This is a genomic window from Streptomyces sp. CY-1, from assembly GCF_047218265.1.
Lineage (GTDB): Bacteria > Actinomycetota > Actinomycetes > Streptomycetales > Streptomycetaceae > Streptomyces > Streptomyces niphimycinicus.
In genome coordinates this window covers 3,501,958-3,519,935 of record NZ_CP178393.1, presented here as the reverse complement: position 1 = coordinate 3,519,935, position 17,978 = coordinate 3,501,958, and the positions used below count along the sequence as shown (strand labels likewise).

The 17,978-nt window shown below is 70.1% G+C and carries 19 protein-coding genes and 1 pseudogene; 4 read left to right on the top strand and 16 right to left on the bottom strand.

From position 1 onward, the window contains the following. Positions 1-55: 55 nt before the first annotated feature. From ACK1X7_RS15210 to ACK1X7_RS15165, 10 genes are all read right to left on the bottom strand, one after another. Positions 56-259 (bottom strand): hypothetical protein, encoded by a 204-nt coding sequence (locus ACK1X7_RS15210; RefSeq protein ID WP_220047283.1) that lies wholly within the window; start codon positions 257-259, stop codon positions 56-58. A gap of 43 nt (positions 260-302) precedes the next feature. Then, positions 303-596 carry a hypothetical protein gene (locus ACK1X7_RS15205; protein WP_220047284.1) on the bottom strand — a complete coding sequence of 98 codons (294 nt, stop codon included), beginning with the start codon at positions 594-596 and terminating at the stop codon, positions 303-305. Positions 597-647: 51 nt separating this feature from the next. Next, on the bottom strand, positions 648-983 hold the full coding sequence (locus ACK1X7_RS15200; protein ID WP_413115180.1) for an RRQRL motif-containing zinc-binding protein: 336 nt from the start codon (positions 981-983) through the stop codon (positions 648-650). Continuing rightward, positions 980-2,620 (bottom strand): hypothetical protein, encoded by a 1,641-nt coding sequence (locus ACK1X7_RS15195; RefSeq protein WP_413115179.1) that lies wholly within the window; start codon positions 2,618-2,620, stop codon positions 980-982. The genes ACK1X7_RS15200 and ACK1X7_RS15195 overlap by 4 nt, the downstream gene beginning before the upstream one ends. Then, positions 2,601-3,116 carry a hypothetical protein gene (locus tag ACK1X7_RS15190; RefSeq protein WP_413115178.1) on the bottom strand — a complete coding sequence of 172 codons (516 nt, stop codon included), beginning with the start codon at positions 3,114-3,116 and terminating at the stop codon, positions 2,601-2,603. Before ACK1X7_RS15190 ends, ACK1X7_RS15195 begins: the two co-directional genes overlap by 20 nt. Beyond that, positions 3,113-3,775 (bottom strand): GGDEF domain-containing protein, encoded by a 663-nt coding sequence (locus ACK1X7_RS15185; protein WP_413115177.1) that lies wholly within the window; start codon positions 3,773-3,775, stop codon positions 3,113-3,115. Before ACK1X7_RS15185 ends, ACK1X7_RS15190 begins: the two co-directional genes overlap by 4 nt. Then, positions 3,772-4,143, bottom strand: a complete 372-nt coding sequence (locus ACK1X7_RS15180; RefSeq protein WP_413115176.1) for a hypothetical protein — start codon at positions 4,141-4,143, stop codon at positions 3,772-3,774. Before ACK1X7_RS15180 ends, ACK1X7_RS15185 begins: the two co-directional genes overlap by 4 nt. Beyond that, a complete protein-coding gene (locus tag ACK1X7_RS15175; RefSeq protein WP_413115175.1) occupies positions 4,140-4,442 on the bottom strand; it encodes a hypothetical protein in 303 nt (100 codons plus the stop codon). The genes ACK1X7_RS15180 and ACK1X7_RS15175 overlap by 4 nt, the downstream gene beginning before the upstream one ends. Before the next feature lie 96 nt (positions 4,443-4,538). Beyond that, entirely contained in the window at positions 4,539-5,312 is a 774-nt protein-coding gene (locus ACK1X7_RS15170; protein ID WP_413115174.1) for a DUF4097 family beta strand repeat-containing protein, read from the bottom strand. A 122-nt stretch (positions 5,313-5,434) separates the two neighbouring features. Next, positions 5,435-5,560, bottom strand: coding sequence for a hypothetical protein (locus ACK1X7_RS15165; RefSeq protein ID WP_258407644.1), 126 nt, complete (start codon positions 5,558-5,560; stop codon positions 5,435-5,437). A 908-nt stretch (positions 5,561-6,468) separates the two neighbouring features. Between ACK1X7_RS15165 and ACK1X7_RS15160 the strand changes: the two genes are divergently transcribed. Next, the gene (locus ACK1X7_RS15160; protein WP_413115173.1) at positions 6,469-6,855 is read left to right on the top strand and encodes a GntR family transcriptional regulator; all 387 of its coding nucleotides are present in this window, start codon (positions 6,469-6,471) and stop codon (positions 6,853-6,855) included. A 216-nt stretch (positions 6,856-7,071) separates the two neighbouring features. Here ACK1X7_RS15160 and ACK1X7_RS15155 read toward each other — a convergent pair whose 3' ends face one another. The 3 genes from ACK1X7_RS15155 to ACK1X7_RS15145 all read right to left on the bottom strand — a co-directional run bounded on the left by ACK1X7_RS15155 (position 7,072) and on the right by ACK1X7_RS15145 (position 10,451). Then, a complete protein-coding gene (locus ACK1X7_RS15155; protein ID WP_413115172.1) occupies positions 7,072-7,650 on the bottom strand; it encodes a flavoprotein in 579 nt (192 codons plus the stop codon). Further along, entirely contained in the window at positions 7,632-8,867 is a 1,236-nt protein-coding gene (locus ACK1X7_RS15150) for a helix-turn-helix domain-containing protein (RefSeq protein ID WP_413115171.1), read from the bottom strand. The genes ACK1X7_RS15155 and ACK1X7_RS15150 overlap by 19 nt, the downstream gene beginning before the upstream one ends. 228 nt (positions 8,868-9,095) lie before the next feature. Continuing rightward, entirely contained in the window at positions 9,096-10,451 is a 1,356-nt protein-coding gene (locus ACK1X7_RS15145) for a hypothetical protein (RefSeq protein WP_413115170.1), read from the bottom strand. Positions 10,452-10,786: 335 nt separating this feature from the next. Between ACK1X7_RS15145 and ACK1X7_RS15140 the strand changes: the two are divergent. From ACK1X7_RS15140 to ACK1X7_RS15130, 3 genes and pseudogenes are all read left to right on the top strand, one after another. Beyond that, positions 10,787-10,873: pseudogene (locus ACK1X7_RS15140) on the top strand (glutamine synthetase); the annotation flags it as partial. Positions 10,874-10,960: 87 nt separating this feature from the next. Next, a complete protein-coding gene (locus tag ACK1X7_RS15135) occupies positions 10,961-11,587 on the top strand; it encodes a maleylpyruvate isomerase family mycothiol-dependent enzyme (RefSeq protein WP_385138432.1) in 627 nt (208 codons plus the stop codon). A 119-nt stretch (positions 11,588-11,706) separates the two neighbouring features. Next, positions 11,707-14,943 carry a bifunctional [glutamine synthetase] adenylyltransferase/[glutamine synthetase]-adenylyl-L-tyrosine phosphorylase gene (locus ACK1X7_RS15130; RefSeq protein WP_385138429.1) on the top strand — a complete coding sequence of 1,079 codons (3,237 nt, stop codon included), beginning with the start codon at positions 11,707-11,709 and terminating at the stop codon, positions 14,941-14,943. A gap of 18 nt (positions 14,944-14,961) precedes the next feature. Here the strand turns inward: ACK1X7_RS15130 and ACK1X7_RS15125 are convergent, their stop codons facing one another. The 3 genes from ACK1X7_RS15125 to ACK1X7_RS15115 all read right to left on the bottom strand — a co-directional run bounded on the left by ACK1X7_RS15125 (position 14,962) and on the right by ACK1X7_RS15115 (position 17,692). Beyond that, positions 14,962-16,137, bottom strand: a complete 1,176-nt coding sequence (locus ACK1X7_RS15125) for a hypothetical protein (RefSeq protein WP_398159353.1) — start codon at positions 16,135-16,137, stop codon at positions 14,962-14,964. Further along, positions 16,134-17,234 (bottom strand): hypothetical protein, encoded by a 1,101-nt coding sequence (locus ACK1X7_RS15120; protein WP_385138423.1) that lies wholly within the window; start codon positions 17,232-17,234, stop codon positions 16,134-16,136. The genes ACK1X7_RS15125 and ACK1X7_RS15120 overlap by 4 nt, the downstream gene beginning before the upstream one ends. Before the next feature lie 95 nt (positions 17,235-17,329). Then, on the bottom strand, positions 17,330-17,692 hold the full coding sequence (locus ACK1X7_RS15115; RefSeq protein ID WP_385138420.1) for a hypothetical protein: 363 nt from the start codon (positions 17,690-17,692) through the stop codon (positions 17,330-17,332). Positions 17,693-17,978: the final 286 nt, after the last annotated feature.

Genomic DNA, 17,978 nt, shown 5'->3' with positions numbered 1-17,978 from the left:
GAGCAAGGGGCGGCCCCGGCCGGGCCTGGACAGCGGGCCGGGGCCGCCTGGTGCGTCACTTCGAGTCGTTGAGGTAGGCCGCCAGGGCCAGGAGCGCGGTCGCCAGCTGCGTTTCGGCGGTCAGCGTGGCGGGGTCGTGGCTCTGGTGGGCGATCTGCGCGCTTTGGATGTGGTCGTACGCCTGAGCGGCCAGCTCATCGGGCCGCAGACGCTTCAGCTCGCGGACGGAGGTACGGCCGGAGAACAGCCGAGCAATCACCGCAGGGTCCTTCCCGTCAACAGGGCTGGTGGGGAACTGGAGATCAGGTGTGGCTGGGGTGGGCGGCGACGATCTCCTGCCACCGCCGGTTCTCGACCGCGTCAGCGCGGGTCAGGCGGACGGTGAACGCGCAGCCGGGGACCGGGCAGCGGTGCGTGACCGTGTGGGGCGCCTGCCTGAGCTGGTGCAGGCTCTCGCGGAAGGCGATGTACAGCGCCAGAGCGCAGGCCATGACGAGCAGCAGCGGGACGTCGTAGGTGGTGAGCTGGTACCCCAGGTAGCCGGCCATCGCTCCGGCGATGGCCTCGGCGAGCAGGGGGGAAAGACGCTGCATCATGAATGCCTCCCAAGGCATGAACAGGGTTCGGGAAATGGGGTGATCGCGGGGTCAGACAGCGAGACCGAGCGGATAGGCGCAGGTCACGCACGCCCCGAGTGAGGTCGGGATGACGTATCCGGCATCGCGTCGGCAGGTGGGGCAGGTGCGGCGGGCGGTGTTCGCCTTGGCCAGCGCTGCCCACTTCGCCGGGGTCATGGGCCGGACGGGCTTGGCCCGGTCGATGCGGTACAGATACGCGACTAGCGGCCCGCGCCCGCGTCTGGGCCGCTGGAGTTCCGCGACGACGTCCTGGCCGCCGGGGCGCAGGTTCATCGCGCGGAGCTGCCGGCGTGTAGCCAGTCCGTCCGGCGCCAGGTGCCACCGGTAGACCGGCAGGGCGGTCATGAGCGGTTCGTGCCGTTGACACCGGCCAGGGCGCGCGGCTGGCGCGCGGTGAGCTGCGCGGCACGCGCGGCACGGAAGTCCCTCAGCCAGTTCCTCGCGTTGCCCGGGTCCACCGAGCACCGCTCGGCCAGCTCCGCGGCGCTCGGCTCGGCCCCGTTGCCGGTGGTGACCGAGTCGAGGTAGAGCTGCCATCCGGCTTGCTTGGCCTCGGACTTGAACACCGGGTCCGGGTCGCTCGCGGCGTGCTCGGCGACATCACCCAGCAGCCGGTCCCGCAGCGTGGCAGCTTCCTCGATCTGGTCGCTGACCTGCTTCAACGTGGCCTGACCGGCTTGCCGCGCCGCGTCGAGGTCCTTCACCTGCTGGGTGAGGGTGTCGAGCAGGGCCTGCTGGTCGGCGACCTTCTGCTGGGCGTCCTTGAGGATCTCCTCCGCGCGCTGCCGCGCGGTCTCTTCCTCCTTCCGCGCGTCGTCCGCGCGCTGCCGCGCGGCCCGCTCCTCCTGCCGCGCGGCATCCACCTGCCCGGCCGCATCCTGGCGGCCCGCCAGCAGCTCGGCATGCTCGCGCCGGGCCTCTTCCAGTTCCTCCCGCGCGGCAGTCAGGGCCTCCTCCGCGCGCTGCCGCGCGCTCTCGGCCTCGGCCCGCGCGGCTTCCGCGCGCTGCCGCGCGGCCTGCGCCTGCTCGGCGAGCGCGGAGGCTTCCAACCGCTCCACCCCGGGGGTGACCGCCAGGTCCTCCATGAACGCCACCACGGCGGGGGTGTCGGAGTAGTCGAGCCGGGCGACGTCCTCCACCCGGGTCAGCTCGGCCATCCGCCGTCCCAGCGCGAGCGACTGCCCGCTGTCGATCGCCACATCCGCCCGCGCCAGCGCCTTCTGCGCCCGGCCGCGCAGCCGCTCGACCTGCCGCCGCGACCGGCGTAGCGAACGCGGCCGGTCTGCGGCGTCTTTGGCTTCCAGGGCCAGGCGGAGCCGGTAGACCCGCAGCGCGGCCCGCTGCGCGAGCGCGGCACGGGCGATCGCCGAGGACGACGTCCGCGCGTCCAGGCCCAGTACGGCGAAGAGGGCGGCCCAGGCGTGCTGCCACAGCAGCACCAGCAGCCGGACCGGCCCCGGCCGCCCACCCGCCTCGTCCTGGTCGGGCCGCTCGTGGTGGAGCTTGCTGCGCAGCTGCAGCTCGATCAGCCAGGCGGCCAGACCGGGGATGGCGGCCAGGACCGGGCGTGACCACCAGTTCGGGGCGTGGACGGCGTTCATCGCGGCCGAGAAGCCCACGAGCAGCCAGGCGGTGCGGTGCATCAGCCGCAGCTCCGGCGTCCACCCCTGCTCGGGGTCGGCCGCGCGGTACATCATCACCAGCAGGGTCATCTCGGCCGCGTCGAAGACGGCGATGAACGCCACCGCCAACGGGGCGGGCAGCCCGGCCGTCTCGGTGGCGAACCCCCACAGGCCGTACACGCTGACCGCGACACCGCCCAGCGCCACAACAGCCTGAGGCCCGATGCCGGACAGCCATGCCGACTTCCGCAACCGGGACAGGACCCACAGGGTGACTGCGAGAGCGGACACGGCGACCGCCACCGGCAGCGCCCAGGCCCATGTCCCGCTGGCCGGGAGGTCAGGGAGCCATGAAGTCATTGCGCCCCTCCTCCGCGGTGAAGACCAGGAGCCGCCAGGACAGCTCACAGACCGGCCGGTCATCCGTCGGCCCCCAGCCGTCCCGTGGGACACCACGCGTGGCCGCGTAGTCCTTGGCGGCTTCCAGGGTGTGGTGGATGCTGTGCGGCTCGCCGAAGTGCAGCAGCAGCACCAAAGACCGGCCCTCGAGCCGGGCGGCCTGCAGCTCCTTGCCCAGCACCGCGATCTGATCCGCGCGGTCCGCCAGCTCGGCGCGCGCCTGGTCCAGCTGTGCCGCCGCCTCGTTCACGGCGGCTTCGAGCCGGACGGCTTCCTCACGGATGATCGCGGCGTCGCTCTCGGCCTCTTCAGCCCGCGCGGTCACCTCGCTCAGCTGGCGGATGTAGCCGGAGTACGCCTGATCGGCCCGCTCCTGCACCTCTCGGGCGTGGGCCTGTGCCTGCTCGCACTGCGTGCTCAGCTTGCGCAGTCGGCGGCTTGTCACCAAGCGGATCACGACTCATCTCCTTGGGCGTCGAGGTCGGTGCCGCGGCGGCCGTCGCGGCGGCCGTTGACGGTCCGGTAGGCGGGGGTGGGGGTGTGGGTGATGCCCCAGCCGCCGCCGGTCTGCTTGACCCCGTACATCGCCTCGTCCGCCACCCGCAGCGCCGCCGACAGATCGACGGTCCCGGGACCGGGAGTGTGAGGGTAGGCGCCGATGGAGACGCCCAGGGGCAGCGGCAGCCCGTCGTAGGTGACCGGGGAGCACAGCCATTGGTGCAGGTGGGTCAGCTCTCCGCGCAGGGTGTCGGGGTCGGGGCAGCGGATGACGGCGGCGAATTCGTCCCCGCCCAGCCGTGCCACGGTGCCCAGGGGCTCGGCCCACTGGGCCAGGCGCCGGCCGGTCTCGCGGATCGCGGTGTCACCGGCCGCGTGCCCGTGGATGTCGTTGACCTGCTTGAAGCCGTCCAGGTCGATGACCAGGACCGCCACGACATCCCGCCCCGTTCGGCGCAGCATTCGGGCGGCGTTCTTCTCGAACGCGGCACGGCGCGGCAGGCCGGTCAACTCGTCGCGTTCGGCGCGGTCGATCAGGCGGTGCTGCCACAGGCCGTGAACGGTCCACGCGGCGGCCAGTGGGGCGGCGGTGGACAGGGCGGCGAGGGTGTGGCTCATGACCGGCTCCTGTTCTCCCGCCAGGCGGCGGCTTCGGCCTCGGACAGGACGCGGCAGTGCCAGACATGCACCCGGATGCCGTCGATCACCGTGTCGACGTCGGTGTGCCGGAAGGGGCCGTATCCGGGGTCGGCGGTGTGCTCGGTGACCTCGGCGTCCAGACGGGCCGCCCACGCCCTCACGTCCTCAGCCGTGGGGGCGTTCAGGTGGATCTGGCTGCCGTACTTCAGGCGGGCCCCGGTCAGGGGGAGGTCGGCGTGCCGGGCAAGGAGTTCCCGGGCGAGGTCGCCGATGCGCAGCAGGGCCCGCTCGTCAGCGGCGATCATCTCCAGCAGCGACTGGCTGGCTGTGGTGTTGGTCGTGTTCACGCTGCCGCCTTCGGCGCGGTCGCGCTACGGCCGGTGCTGTGGGCCGGGCGGGAGAGGCGGCTGAGGCCGTGGAAGAGCATCGGGGCGTGGGTCTCGATGGCCTCGGCGGCGATCCGGGTCACGCTGTCGATCAGCTCGGGGTTGTCGGTGAGGATGTCACGGGCCGCGTCCAGACGGGCCGCGCGCTCCTCGTCGCTCTCCCCCTCCTCGCCGAGCCACAGCTCGAGCGGGGTACCGAGGGCGAGTTCGAGGTAATCGGTGTCCGTGGCCACCTGGTGGTGGCCGATGAAGCTCTTCATGGGGAAGCTCCGAAGTCGCGGATGGGCAGGGGAAAAGCCGGGGCGGCGGGCTGTCGTTGGTCGGAGGCCGCCGCCCCGGGGCGTGGTGTGAAGGGGTCAGCGGGTGTAGACGTCGCCGCTGACGCTGTGCGCGCTCACGCGCAGGTTGCGGCTGCCGCCGACGCGGACGTCGCCGGAGACCGTCTGCGCCCGCAGGAAGCCGGAGGCGGCATCCGCGGCACGGACCAGGACGTCACCGGACGTGGTGTTCAGGTCGGCGTCACTGCCGCTGTAGAGGTCCACGGAGATGTCACCCGAGACGGTGCGGGCGGTGAGCCGGTCGGTGACGCGGACGATGCTCAGGTCACCGGAGGTGGTCTGCGCCCGCAGTTCGCGGGCGCCGTTGAGGTGCAGGTCGCCGGAGACGGAGCGGAACTCCATCCGGTCCACGTAGCCGTTGACCACGGCGTCGGCGGACCGGGAGACCACCGCGAGCGAGGAATGCGACGGCAGGAGCACCCGGGCCCGGAGTTCGCTCACCACCGGGCCCTGGAGACCGCCGCCGTGGATGACGCGGCCGTTGACGATGGTCACGCTGGTCATGGACCCGCTGACCACGCTCATGTGCTGCACGATCCGGTTGCCCCGGATGGTCTGCGTCATCACGTTGCCGGGGAGCTCGGGGACTTCGACGGCCAGGGTCTGCCCGTCCTGGCGGGCGTGGGCCCGGTGGATGGCGTCGGCGGCCGGGCCGGTGCTGTCCTGGGTGCTCAGGACCACCGAAGCGGTGGTGAGGCTGTCGATGACCTGGGCGTCAACGCTGCCCATCGGCAGGTGAAGGCCCAGCACCACCGGGCCGGGCAGGGTCATCTGAAACGTACGTTCCGTCATGCCGGAACTCCTTGGAAGAAGACGAAGGGGAAGCAAAGAAGGGAGCCGGGGCGGCGGGCTGTCCCTTGGTCGGAGGCCGCCGCCCCGGCGAGCAAGGTTCGCGGAGCGGGGGGAGCGGGGTTCTACTGCTGCCCGCTGCCGCCGCAGGAACCGCAGGGCTGGCGGGTCTGCGAACCGTTGCCGGTGATGACCCACTGGCCTTCACCGGTGCCGTTGCAGGTGGTGCAGCGGATCGGGATGTCGCCCATCACTTGACCCCGCTTCCGCCGCAGGAGCCGCAGGTCCGCCACGTCTGGCGGGTGACCCCGCCTTCCGAGGTGTCCTCGGTCCGACCGCCGGCGCCCCCGCAGGAGCCACACGTGGCCGCCATCAGCGTCCACCCCCCGACCGGACGCGCCGCAGCGCCTCGTCCATGTCCGGGTCGCTGTCACCGGGGTTCGCAGCGAGTAAGCCGCATGTCATGCTGGTGATCACAGGTTGCCTCTCATCCAGGTGCCTGTACGCGGTCCCCGGGGTGCCTCCCGGGGACCGCACTCGTGTTCTCATCAAGCAGACAGGCAGGCCGACGGCTCTGGGCCAGGTGCGACGTCCTGTCTGCATGACGAGCGGCAGTCGTGGTGGGGACATCACCCCCGGGCTGCCTCTCGCAGGTGCGGCATCCAGACAGGCCCTCTCCAGGTGCCCATGTGCCGCCCTTAGCGCGTGCGCGCGGTCGGCTGCCTCGGTCATCGCGCCCGTCTGCCCGGTGCCGGGTACGGGGATGATCCGCTCGCTCAGCGCAGCCGCCCCGGTGTCACCCAAGACGGCCACCGGCCGCACGTCCGGGGATGTTCCGGCCTCCCCGGCCGCCGTTCTGACCTGCCCTGCTCGCCCCGGACTCGACCTAGCGGGTCCGCGGACTCAGCCGCTGTCACCTCCCGGATCACTTCCGGGGTCGTCACCAGCGAGTCGCAACAGGTCTTCAGTTCTCAAGCAACGGGCGCTGCCCTTGGGCCCGTTTCACAGGGCCCTCTGGGCGCGTTTGTGCAGGTCAAACAGCACTTCCGGCCCTTGGCGCTTGGGCCGTCGCGAAGTGATTACAGATTGACCTAGGTCAATCTGTAAGTCAAGCCGGTCCACCGATCTCGGATTGACCTAGGACAGCTACGCTCGTGACATGGAGCTAAGCCCCGATGTGCCCAAGCCGACGGCCAAGGAGATTGCCGCGAAGTTCCGCGAGGACATCGCGAACGAGGTCTACGGGCCGGGGGACCGGCTGCCTGCGGCCCGTGGGCTCGCGAAGCAGCTCGGTGTCCAGCTCATGACCGTGCAGAGTGCTTACGGACAGCTCCGGACCGAGGGGCTGGTCATCACCCAGCAGGGGCGCGGAACGTTCGTTCGCGATCCTGCTGTGCCACTCGGCACCGAATCCGGCAGTAGCCCCGCGTTCACCGCGTTGGCGTCGGAACTCAGCACGATTCACGAGACGCTCCGACAGCTTGGTGACCGGCTTGACCGCCTGGAGCGGCTTGTCGAGGGCAACGGGTCTCCGCCCGCTCAATGAGCGTGTCGGCGCGGCTCAGCAGATTTTCCGCTGTCGCTCGCGCTGTGCGCAGACTCGCTTTGATCAAGGCGAATTCGGCGGCGGACATACCCAGTTCAGTGGTGCGGTGCTCGTTGCTCCCTGACATGTCAACGAGCATGTGGGTGCCAACGAAAGAGGACCCGGACAGACTGTCCGGGTCCTCTTTCGTTGCAGGTCAGGCGGGTTGACGAGGTCTCAGGTAGCGGTATCGTCCACCGCGTCCAGCACGGCCGTCCAGGGCAGCTCACGGCCGGACGGCGCCTCACGCGGCTCGTACAGCGGCCAGACGTCCGGTCCATACACGAGCCGTACGCCTGCCTCGCGGAGCGTGGCGAGGTGCCCACGCCAGGCGGGATGCCGGGCGTGCGCCGCGTTGACGCGGGGGAAGACGACGACCGAAAGGCCGGCGGTGCCGATCGCCTCGCAGACCTGCGTGAGCGCCTGATTGTCGGCGATGCCGGTCGCCAGCTTGGCCACGGTGTTCGCGCTCGCAGGGGCCACCACGTAACAGTCCACCTGGGGGTGTGGCCGAGCCTCGCCCGGTAGCCGGGGAGTGTCCCGTACGGGCAGCCCGGTCACCTTCTCCAGCCGCTCAACTTCGCCGATGGACCGCAGCCACTCACCCGCGGTCGGCGTCAGCGTCACGGCCACCTGCCAGCCGCGTGTCAGGGCGGGCTCGACCAGCCCCGTGCGCAGCGACTCCACCCCGCCGGCACCCGTGCCGACGACTCCGAGGACTCCGCGTCCTTCCGTACTCACTGCACCGCCTTGCATCGCTGGGCCATCGCGAACAGCTCGGACGAGCGAGCGCCCCCGGTGACCGGGGCCTGTTTGATCAGGTCTCGCAGCGTCTCCCGCACACGAGGATTGTTGCGCACGAGCTGCGGCGACGTGCCTTCGGCGGCCCGCAACTCGGTGAAGGCGTCGTCCCCCTTGCCCGCCAGCGTGAGCGCGCGGGCGAAGTCGATGCGGTGGGACACGCCGCGTTCCGGCGGCATGTGGTCCACGTCGATGTTTCCGCGCTCGACGACGTAGGAGACGTTCTCAAGGTCCAGTTCTGCCGACAGCCTGTGCAGCACGACGTTCGTCGGCCCGAAGCTGGTCTGCCAGTGGTTCTCATCCGAGCCCAGCCGGTTGGCCAGTGTCTCGGCCCGGCCGAGCAGGTTCATCGCGGTCGCTCGGTCCTGGTGCCGCGCTGCCGCGATGGCTGCCCGCAGGTGGATCATCCCCAGCAGACTCAACGCGGCCGGGTCGTCCTCCTCTATGCGTGACGACAGCCACACCGCCGTGGTCTCGCCGAGCTCCATGGCGTCGTCGTATCGGCCGTTGGCCAACAGCGCATGTGTACCCGATCGGGCCGCAGACGCCAGCACGAGGGGATCACCCGACTCGTCCGCTGCCCGCATGGCCCGCTCGGCCGCGAGCCACGAGATATCGGATTCGCCGATCTTCGCGAGCGTCGTCGCGGCGAGGTGGTGAGTGCGGGCGGAGACCGCCCAGCAGTTGCGCCGCTCTTCCGGTGAGCGCGCGGCCCGGTCCTCCAGCTCCTGGGCGGTCTGGAGGAGACCAGGGAGCGCGGCCACCACCTTCCCGAGGTGACCGGTCTGGTAGTCGTTCCAGTGCTGCTCCACGATCGGGACGACGGGGCCCGGCACCGGTAGCTGTGCCTCGGCTTCTGGGCCGAACAGCAGTCGAGAGAGACGGCGCGGGCTCATGAGCGCGTCGCGCACGGCGGGGACGTCGTCCTGCTGCTTCTCGTCCTCCAGCAGCGTGGGCTGCCCGATCAGGTCTCCGAGCGGCACCCGCAGGACGCGCGCCAGCTCGCCGAGCTTGTCGATGCGGGGCGGCTTTCGGCGGCCCCGCTCCACCTTGGCCAGCCAGTCGGTGCTGTGGCCGACCAGCCCGGCCAAGACCTCTTGGGTGTAGCCGCGGCGGTTGCGGTAGAAGGCGATCCGTTCCCCGATGCTGAGGTGATCTCCAAGACCACGCATTGCGTGCTGCCTCCTGGCGTCTAAGGCTTCCCTCACGGTACCGATCCGCCTACGGGATCTACGGGATCGGACAGGGCGTTCTTCGGTGTGGGCTTAGCATGAGCGGTCCGTTGGTCAGAGAGCCGGACAGTCCGTCCGGGTCCTTGCAAGCCCACCTGTTGCATGGCAGATATGACCGTGATGTGCTCATTTGCCGGAGCGGGCAGGGAGGTGAGCCAACCGGCGAATTTAGTCCTGAGTGTCGATGATGGTTTCGAGCGCCAAGAAACGAGCGAGGAGGATATCTGGATCCAGGGAATTTGCTTCGATGCTGCGAGGCAGCAGTTGAGGTGTGTCCGAGTATTTTGGGTCATCTTTGGCATGGACAATGCGGTTGCGCAAAGCGTAAACTCTCTTAGCCACTTGAACCGCAATAGTCTCATTGGTGGCGTTTAGGTTGATTGCGGGCACGCCCCCGATTGGGCCTTTGCGCGAGAAGTGCTGTGTGGAGGTTTCTGACCTCAAAAACTCGATTAGTCTGTCCTCTCGCACGCAGTCGCGCACCAGTATTTTAAGTGCCTCTTCCTCGCTGAGTCCTTTCGCCCTCTCGGCTGCGTTCAGGACCCTCAGTACGGAAGTGTCGTCGGAAATGTCAAATGAGAAGTCGCGAATCTCGCGACGTATGCGCTTCAAGGCATCTCGTCGCGACGTTAGCGGCATGTAGTACTCAAGTATCTGATAGTAGGAGAGGAATGCGAATGGAGGATTTTCTGTTGCCTCGGCGGCGAACGAAAACAGGGCTGCTACCTCGCGTGGCAGGATTGTAGAGGGAAAGGAAATGGTTTGTTTCAGGCGCCGAGACACCTTCTTCTCCGTGGTGCGCCGGTACTCGCGCGGGATAAGGTTTAGTGTGATGCCGCGTTTGGCATCTAGTTCAAACAGTATGCCGTCTGCTATCTGTTGCGCGGTTTTTATGTTCGCGTCAAATGTTCCTGGTGACGTAAGCATCACTTTAAAGGTGTACTCAGTGTAGTCCGAAGGTGAGTGCCTCCCGCCGAGGAGTATCAAGAACTTCGCAATCGCGCTAATTTCCGATAGCTCGATGCAGGCGTGCCCTCTCGGGGATTCGAGGTGAAATCCTGTTTTATATTCCCTTGAGCGTATCTTGATCGTCCGCGGGTTGAAAACGTGATCACATGTCGGCTCTTGGTAGTCCCACTCTCGACGTTCAATGGCTCGTCCAGATCGAGACAGGGACCCGGGTGCCTGAAGCAAGAACTCGACGTATGCGCCGTCTTTTGTGGTGACGCCACTATATTCTTCGTGCTCTTGGTGAGTTTCCAGGCCGGAGGCTACGGATTGTAGGTCGGCAACGCCTACCGTGAAGCGCCTATGGGGTGACTCCTTGGGCTTCCCTGCTCTATCTCGCGTCTCCGCAAAACGCAAAATGTCGTCGAAATGTCCAATTTGACGAAACCCTGCAGATTGAATCGTCCTGACGGCGGCCTCCTGGGCCTCCGTCAAGGTAGTCGGCTCTACCTCCAGGTCTGGATAAAGAGTTGCTGGGGCTTCTTCTAACTCGAAATCATCCTCATCTTTAGTCACTGGCTGGCACTCCTCTCCGCCGTTGCCCTCTAATCCATCGTTTGAGTGGGGGAAACACATGACGTATAGCAGAATTCGTAATTCGGTATATCTTCTCGTTTCCTCGTTGGCTTGCGCCGCGTGTGCTGAGGGTTGGGAGCCAGAGGCCCACTATAGGGCTGTTGTCGGGGTGTCAGGCGGGCAGAGGACACTGGGCTCGCGTGTGCGTGACGGGCCGTCTGTGGGCCGTCCGAGGGTGCCCAAGGATGACCAACGACGACCAACGACGACCGCGCCGCCCCTGCTAAGAAGCGGCGCCGGAAGGGTCTCTCGGGGTGGCGCATCCGCCGCATGACTTCCTCCGCAACAAGAAGCAGGAGTGGGAGGAGTACCGCTCCGAGGTCACCCCCTTCGAGCTGCGGAAGATGCTGCCCGTTCTCTGATCTCCCCACCTCCGATAACTGTCGCTTCTGGTTGCGAGAACCATGAGCTCTTGGACTTATGGCAGGACAGCCGAAACCCTTGAGCTCATGGATCTCGTGGACATCAGAAGAGCGATCGCGGCCGAACGCCGGGAGCTGGCGGACCTGTTGGACACTCTGACGGCCGAGCAGTGGGACGCGCCCAGCCTGTGTGCGGGGTGGCGGGTGCGGGAGGTCGCGGCGCATATGTCCATGGGGTTCCGGTATCCGCTCCCCGCGGTGCTGTGGGAGCTGACCAAGGCGCGCGGCGGCCTTCACCGGATGACCGACCGGCTCGCCCGTAGGGACGCGGCCACCGCCTCGACCAGCGAACTGGCCGCGTTCCTCAGGGACCACGCCGACCACCCTTGGAAGCCGCCGGTCGGCGGGATCGAGGCGGCGCTGGGCCACGATGTGATTCACGGCCTGGACATCACCGTCGCGCTCGGGATCGACCGCCGGGTCCCCGAGGAGCGGCTTCGCGTCCTGCTGGGGACGGTCAACCCCAAGAGCCTGAAGTTCTTCGGGGCCGACCTCGACGGGGTCCGGCTCCGCGCCGACGACCTCGACTGGTCCTACGGCGCCGGCGCCGAGCTGACCGGAGCCGCCCAGGACCTTCTCCTGGTCGCCTACGGCCGCAGGCTCCCGACGGGCCGTCTCCACGGTGAGCCGCGGGCCCGTTTCGTCGTCGCCTGACCCCGCCCGGACCTGCCGCTTCGCCCTCGGGGTCGCTTAGGCTCATCAGCGGCGCCTGTGATCACCGGTGTGTGCGTGGTCGAACGGCGCGGAGTCGACCAGGGACGGGAGGCGGCGGGATGTCCGTACCGCAGGGACGCAGGAGCAGCAATGTCACCCGGCTGCTGCGGCACGGTTTCACCGACGCCACGGCCGCCCAGCGGCTGCTGGACGCGCCCGAGCTGGCCGCGGTGCGCAGCGATTCGGTGCTGCTCGAGGCGCTCGGGGCGACCGCCGACCCGGATCTGGCGCTGCTCGGGCTCGTACGGCTGGTCGAGGCGCTGCCGGAGGACGAGGGGGAGGCGGGGGAGCCGAACGGCGGGCAGCGGGCCGGTTCGCGGCAGGCGCTGCTGGACACGCTCGTCACCGCCAAACCGCTGCGCGACCGGCTGCTCGGGGTGCTCGGCGCGTCCGAGGCGCTGGGTGACCACCTCGCCCGCCATCCGGGGGACTGGCACGCCCTGGTGACCTATGAGTCGGCCGATCTGCACCCGGCCACCCCCGAGTTCGAGCGGGCCCTGGCCGAGGGCGTCTGGGGCGCGCCCGGGGCCGGGCTGTCCCGGGCCGACGCGCTGCGCGTCGCCTATCGCCGGGCGCTGCTGGCCATCGCGGCCCGCGATGTGTGCGGCACCATCGACATCACCCAGACGGCCGCCGAACTCGCCGACCTGGCGACCGCCACGGTGCGGGCCGCGCTGGAGATCGCCGCCGAGGAGCAGCCGCAGGACGCCGCCGCCTGCAAGCTGGCCGTGATCGGCATGGGCAAATGCGGTGGCCGCGAGCTCAATTACGTCTCCGATGTGGACGTGATCTTCGTGGCGGAGGCGGTCGATGGGGTCCAGGAGGACGAGGCGGTGCGGGCCGCCACCCGGCTCGCCTCCCGGCTGATGCGCGTCTGCTCCGATGTCACCGTCGAGGGCACCATCTGGCCCGTGGACGCCAACCTCCGCCCCGAGGGGCGCAACGGCCCGCTGGTGCGGACCCTCTCCAGCCATCTGGCGTACTACCAGCGCTGGGCCAAGACCTGGGAGTTCCAGGCGCTGCTGAAGGCCCGTCCGATGGCGGGCGACGCCGCGCTCGGCCAGGCGTATGTGGACGCCCTCGCGCCCATGGTCTGGCAGGCCGTCGAGCGCGAGAACTTCATCCCCGATGTGCAGCAGATGCGCCGCCGGGTGGTCGAGAACATCCCCGTCGCCGAGATCGACCGCGAGCTCAAGCTGGGCCCCGGGGGGCTGCGCGACGTCGAGTTCGCCGTCCAGTTGCTCCAGTTGGTGCACGGACGGTCCGATGAGTCGCTGCGCAGCGGTACGACGCTGGACGCGCTCGCGGCGCTGGCCGCCGGCGGCTATGTGGGGCGCACCGACGCCGCCGCGCTGGATGCCGCGTACCGCTTTCTGCGCACCATGGAGCACCGCCTCCAGCTCTACCGGCTGCGCCGCACCCATCTGATGCCCGAGGGCGAGGCCGACCAGCGCCGCCTCGGCCGGTCGCTGGGATTCCGCACCGAGCCGGTGACCGAACTGGGCACCGCCTGGCGGCGGCACGCCCGCGAAGTGCGGCGGCTGCACGAGAAGCTCTTCTACCGGCCGCTGCTGGACGCCGTCGCCCAGCTCCAGCCAGGCGAGATCCGGCTCAGCCCCAAGGCGGCCGGTCAGCGCCTCACCGCCCTGGGGTACGCGGACCCGGCCGGTGCGCTACGCCATCTGGAGGCCCTGGCCTCCGGTGTGACCCGCAAAGCCGCGATTCAGCGTACGTTGCTGCCTGTGCTGCTGGGCTGGTTCGCCGATTCCGCCGACCCGGATGCCGGGCTGCTGGGCTTCCGCAAGGTCTCCGACGCGCTCGGCAAGACGCCCTGGTATCTGCGGCTGCTGCGCGACGAGGGCGCCGCCGCCGAGAACCTGGCCCGGGTGCTCTCCGCCGGGCGGCTCGCCCCCGATCTGCTGCTGCGCGCCCCCGAGGCGGTCGCCCTGCTCGGCGACCCCGAGGGGCTGCGCCCGCGCGGCCGGGCCCATCTGGAGCAGGAGGTGCTGGCCGCAGTGGGCCGCGCCGACGGCGCCGAACAGGCGGTCGCGGTGGCCCGCGGGGTGCGGCGGCGCGAGATGTTCCGTACGGCGGCCGCGGACGTCATCGAAAGCGCCCGGCTGGCCAACGGCGAGGTGCGCCCCACCGTGAGCTGGCCGCTGTCGGACGAGCGGACGCCGGGCCGGGCCACGGGATCGACGGTCACGGCGCCCGCCCCCGCGCCGGGCAGGACCCCCGAGGTCCCCAGCGCCCTGCGGGAATCCGAACCCCATATGCCGGCCCGGCCCGCCGTCCCCGCCGCCGAACCGCCCGTGGACGCCGCCGCGCTGATCGACATGGTCGGCGACGCCCTCTCCGATCTGAACGCCGCGACCCTCGCCGGCGCCCTGCGCGCCGCCGTCCGCGACACCTGGGGCGATGAGCTGCCCACCCGCTTCGCCGTCATCGGCCTCGGCCGCTTCGGCGGCCATGAGCTCAGCTACGGCTCCGACGCGGATGTGCTCTTCGTCCATGAGCCGCGCGAGGGGGCCGACGACCAGGAGGCCGCCCGTGCCGCCTTCGCCGTGGCCAACGAGATGCGCCGGCTGCTCCAGCTTCCCACCGCCGACCCGCCCCTGCTCATCGACGCCGATCTGCGCCCCGAGGGCAAGTCCGGGCCACTGGTGCGCACGCTGGGCTCCTACGCCGCCTACTACCGCCGCTGGTCGCTGGTGTGGGAGAGCCAGGCGCTGCTGCGCGCCGAGCCGGTGGCGGGCGACCCCGGGCTCGGCCGGCGGTTCATCGAGCTGATCGATCCGCTGCGGTATCCGGCCGAGGGGCTGGGCGAGGACGCGATCCGCGAGATCCGGCGGCTCAAGGCCCGGATGGAGTCCGAGCGGCTGCCGCGCGGTGCCGACCCCACCACCCACGCCAAGCTGGGCCGGGGCGGTCTCAGCGATGTCGAGTGGACCGTCCAACTGCTCCAGATGCGGCACGGCTGGGCCGAACCCGGGCTGCGCACCACCCGCACCCGCGAGGCCCTGGCCGCCGCCCACGCCGCCGAGCTGATCTCCACCGAGGACGCCCAGACCCTGGATGAGGCATGGGTCCTCGCCAGCCGCGTCCGCAACGCCGTCATGCTGGTCCGCGGCCGCGCGGGCGACACCTTCCCGACGGACGTCCGCGAACTGGCCGCCGTGGGCCGCTACCTGGGCTACGGCCCCGGCCACGTCGGCGAGATGCTGGACGACTACCGCCGCACCACCCGCCGGGCGCGGGCGGTGGTGGAGCGGCTCTTCTACGACTACGAGAGCTGACGACGGTGAGGCGGTGCCTCAGCCGTCCGCGGGCACCGTGATGTGCAGGGGCCCGCAGCCGATGCGATCCGCCTCCGCCGCGACAAAGCGGGGGAGGAGCGTACGGATGTCGGCGGGGCGCCGGGCGCTGTCCGCCCGGATCAGGAAGGTGACCGGGCCGGTCTGGCACTCGGCCTGGAACAGCCCCATGTCGTCGCGGACGAAGCCGTATCCGTCCTGGTCACCGGCCTTGACCAGTTCCTTGGCGCCGTCCCTGGACAGCCGTTCGTAGAGCATCGCGAGCCGGGGATCCTCGACCGTCATCAGCCGCAGTTCGGGATGGTGGAAGAGCACCCGGCGGTCGCAGGTGCGCACCGGCCCCGCGCCCCTGGTCACCAGGGTGCGGCCCAGCGAGTCACGCCCGTACCCGCGGGGGAGCGGCAGCCCCTTGACGCCGCACATGGCGTCCTTCCGCTCGTCCAGGAATCGCGGCGGCTCCGGCATCCGGCCGGTCGGATCGGCGATGGTGCCCGTGCACCCCTTCTCGGTCATGTAGTGGTTGACCAGCCTGACCACGGCACGCGCCAGTCGATCGCGGGACTCCGTGCTGACCTCGTCGTCGTAGATCGTCCAGCCGGTCGCCACGTCGATCACGGTCGGACCGCCGTTGACGTCCGCGTCATCCGGCCGGCCGATGCAGCCGTCGGGCACCGCGAGCCAGGCCCGGGTGTCGGAGGCCATGCCCAGCAGTCCGCCGCCCAGCGGGGTGAGCCGCGCGGACAGGAACTCATCGGCCCACTGATCGCCCGCGCCGCCGAACCGGGTGTCCAACTGATGCGCCTGGACGGTGATCCGCGAGCCGTCCGAGGTCAGCAGGCATTGGCCGGACGAGCCCGCGGCGCCGGTGCGATCGCTGGTGATGGGCACCTCGGAGCTTTCGACGTCGGCCTTGCCACCGGTTCTGCCCTCGAACAGCGCCGCCGCATCGCCTTGGCCGAAGGCCCCCCAGCAGGCCCGGTCGTCCGCGAACGGACCCGCCTCGGCCTGCCAGGCCATGGCCGCGCCACCGAGCAGCGCCCCGGCGACAACCCCGATGACGCCCGTGGTCACGGCCAGCCGCGGCCGACTGCCGGTCAGACGCTGCCAGTGCCACCAGGGGCGGCGCCGCTCGTGCAGGGGCACGGAAGTCTCGTTCTCGTTCTCGGAGTCGGTCATCGGCCGGAACCCCCAGGTGCGACGGGTGCGCAACCGACGCGTCGCGCAACGGCGTTGGCGAAGGCGGCGAAGTACGGTCTCGTCTCGTGCAGCGACGGGGCGAGCATCAGCACGGTGAACGGGCGCCCCGCGCAGTCGGCCCGTACGACCTTGTAGGTGTCGGCGAAGACCCCCGTACCGCGCCAGCCGCGCGCGGGCGCCTTGCTGCCGGTGGCCCCGTCGAACAGCGCGGAGAGCCGTGGCTCGGCGATCATCAGGGCGTCGAAGTACCGCCCGTCACCGCGTACCTGCCGCACCGAGCAGGACTGGAGATCGCGGGTGACCGGGCCGACCTGGTAGGCGAGATCCTCCGCCTCCTTGCCCAGCTCCAGCCCCCTGATCCGGCAGGCGCGGGTGAAGAACGTTTCACGGCTCTCGGGCAGCGTGAGCACGGGCGAGTCGACTTTGAGCGGTTTATCCGGGGCGCAACCCGCCTTCTCCATCGCGTGGTTGGCGGCCGCGACGAGCAGCCGGGCCACCGATGGGGAGCCGCCGAGCCCGGCGTCGCCGGGCATGGTGGAGTCGCTGTAGACGCTCTCCGCCGCCGAGTCGAGCGTGACCGCGGTCGGCCGCCCGTCGTGGGTGTCGCACCCCTTGGGCAGCACCAGCAGCCCGCTTCGGCCGTCGCTGACGCCCGGCAGCGAGTCGGGCAGCGGCATCGCCCGGTCGCCGAGATATCCGCCGATCCACTCCATACGCCGCGCGGCGCTCTCCGGCGCGGGGCCGTAGTCGACCGTGACCTCGGTCTTCTCGACGACCTTGTCGCCATCGCTGCTGAAACGCTCGGAGCGGAGCGCCACGGTGCACCGCCCGCGTGGCTGCCGCGGTGTCGGCGCGGTCTCCTTGGACGTACGGCTCGCGTTGTCCTCGTCCAGCGCCTCGCCGCTCAGGAACTCCGGACCGCTGTCCTCTTTCCAGGCGCCCCAGCAGTAGCTGTCCTTCCCGTCGAACGGCCAGGTGTCCGTGGCCCAAGTGCCGAACCCGGCCGCCACCAGCACCACGACGGCGCCCCCGACCAGAGCCGCCCGGCGGCGCGCGCCGCCCAACAACTTCTTCATTGATGCCCTTCCCCCGTGTGGCCGTCGATCCTACTCAGCGGCTCCGCACGCGGTGTGAAGGGGCCATGGCAATTCCGCAGACGTCAGCGGCCGTTCTACGCGGGCGGCCCGTCGAGCCGCACCGTGATGGTGACGCGCCCCTTCCCATCGACCCGAGCAACCCCGTGCCCGGCCCGCTCGCCCCCGTCCAGATCCAGCGCCATCGGCCCGCCCTCACCGGTGAAGTTCCGCCACCACAGCTTCCGTTCGGGCATGGCGACGCGGATCGTGACGACATCGGCGGCACGCTCATAGGCGACCGGCGTACTGAAACTGCGCCCCGACCGGCGCCCCGTATACGTCACCACCGTCAGCCGCCCACTCACCCACCGCCCCCACCGCGGAGAGGACCGCAGCCCGACCATCCAGGCATTGAACCGGCCGGTGACCCGCTTCGGAAGCGGCCCTTTGTACCGCACACAAACCTCCAGGTGCCGAGGGACAGGGCAACGTGGCGTCACCGTAGCCCCGCGGACGGCGCACACCCCCGAAGTGAGACAGCCGAGCGCCGAACCCTCTCGGAACCACACCGCCTTCCCGGGCCCCGGGCCGTGGTGGCGGGACCCGGCGGCGGGTCCTGTGGCCCTGAGTTGAGACCCGTCCGGACTGACGGCCCCTCCGGGTACCCCTTCCGAAAACGCTTGATCTGAAGCAACTAATGTGTCAAACGTTTTCCGGGGGGGTACCCCACCCCCCCGGCGGTCC

What these genes read in the sequence shown, in the direction of transcription:
- ACK1X7_RS15205 (WP_220047284.1), bottom strand. Translation starts at nt 596, where the DNA reads ATGATGCAGCGTCTTTCCCCCCTGCTCGCCGAGGCCATCGCCGGAGCG.
- ACK1X7_RS15200 (WP_413115180.1), bottom strand. Translation starts at nt 983, where the DNA reads ATGACCGCCCTGCCGGTCTACCGGTGGCACCTGGCGCCGGACGGACTG.
- ACK1X7_RS15195 (WP_413115179.1), bottom strand. Translation starts at nt 2,620, where the DNA reads ATGACTTCATGGCTCCCTGACCTCCCGGCCAGCGGGACATGGGCCTGG.
- ACK1X7_RS15130 (WP_385138429.1), top strand. Translation starts at nt 11,707, where the DNA reads ATGTCCGTACCGCAGGGACGCAGGAGCAGCAATGTCACCCGGCTGCTG.
- ACK1X7_RS15120 (WP_385138423.1), bottom strand. Translation starts at nt 17,234, where the DNA reads ATGAAGAAGTTGTTGGGCGGCGCGCGCCGCCGGGCGGCTCTGGTCGGG.
- ACK1X7_RS15165 (WP_258407644.1), bottom strand. Translation starts at nt 5,560, where the DNA reads ATGGGCGACATCCCGATCCGCTGCACCACCTGCAACGGCACCGGTGAA.
- ACK1X7_RS15170 (WP_413115174.1), bottom strand. Translation starts at nt 5,312, where the DNA reads ATGACGGAACGTACGTTTCAGATGACCCTGCCCGGCCCGGTGGTGCTG.
- ACK1X7_RS15175 (WP_413115175.1), bottom strand. Translation starts at nt 4,442, where the DNA reads ATGAAGAGCTTCATCGGCCACCACCAGGTGGCCACGGACACCGATTAC.
- ACK1X7_RS15125 (WP_398159353.1), bottom strand. Translation starts at nt 16,137, where the DNA reads ATGACCGACTCCGAGAACGAGAACGAGACTTCCGTGCCCCTGCACGAG.
- ACK1X7_RS15135 (WP_385138432.1), top strand. Translation starts at nt 10,961, where the DNA reads ATGGATCTCGTGGACATCAGAAGAGCGATCGCGGCCGAACGCCGGGAG.
- ACK1X7_RS15185 (WP_413115177.1), bottom strand. Translation starts at nt 3,775, where the DNA reads ATGAGCCACACCCTCGCCGCCCTGTCCACCGCCGCCCCACTGGCCGCC.
- ACK1X7_RS15155 (WP_413115172.1), bottom strand. Translation starts at nt 7,650, where the DNA reads ATGCAAGGCGGTGCAGTGAGTACGGAAGGACGCGGAGTCCTCGGAGTC.
- ACK1X7_RS15150 (WP_413115171.1), bottom strand. Translation starts at nt 8,867, where the DNA reads ATGCGTGGTCTTGGAGATCACCTCAGCATCGGGGAACGGATCGCCTTC.
- ACK1X7_RS15160 (WP_413115173.1), top strand. Translation starts at nt 6,469, where the DNA reads ATGGAGCTAAGCCCCGATGTGCCCAAGCCGACGGCCAAGGAGATTGCC.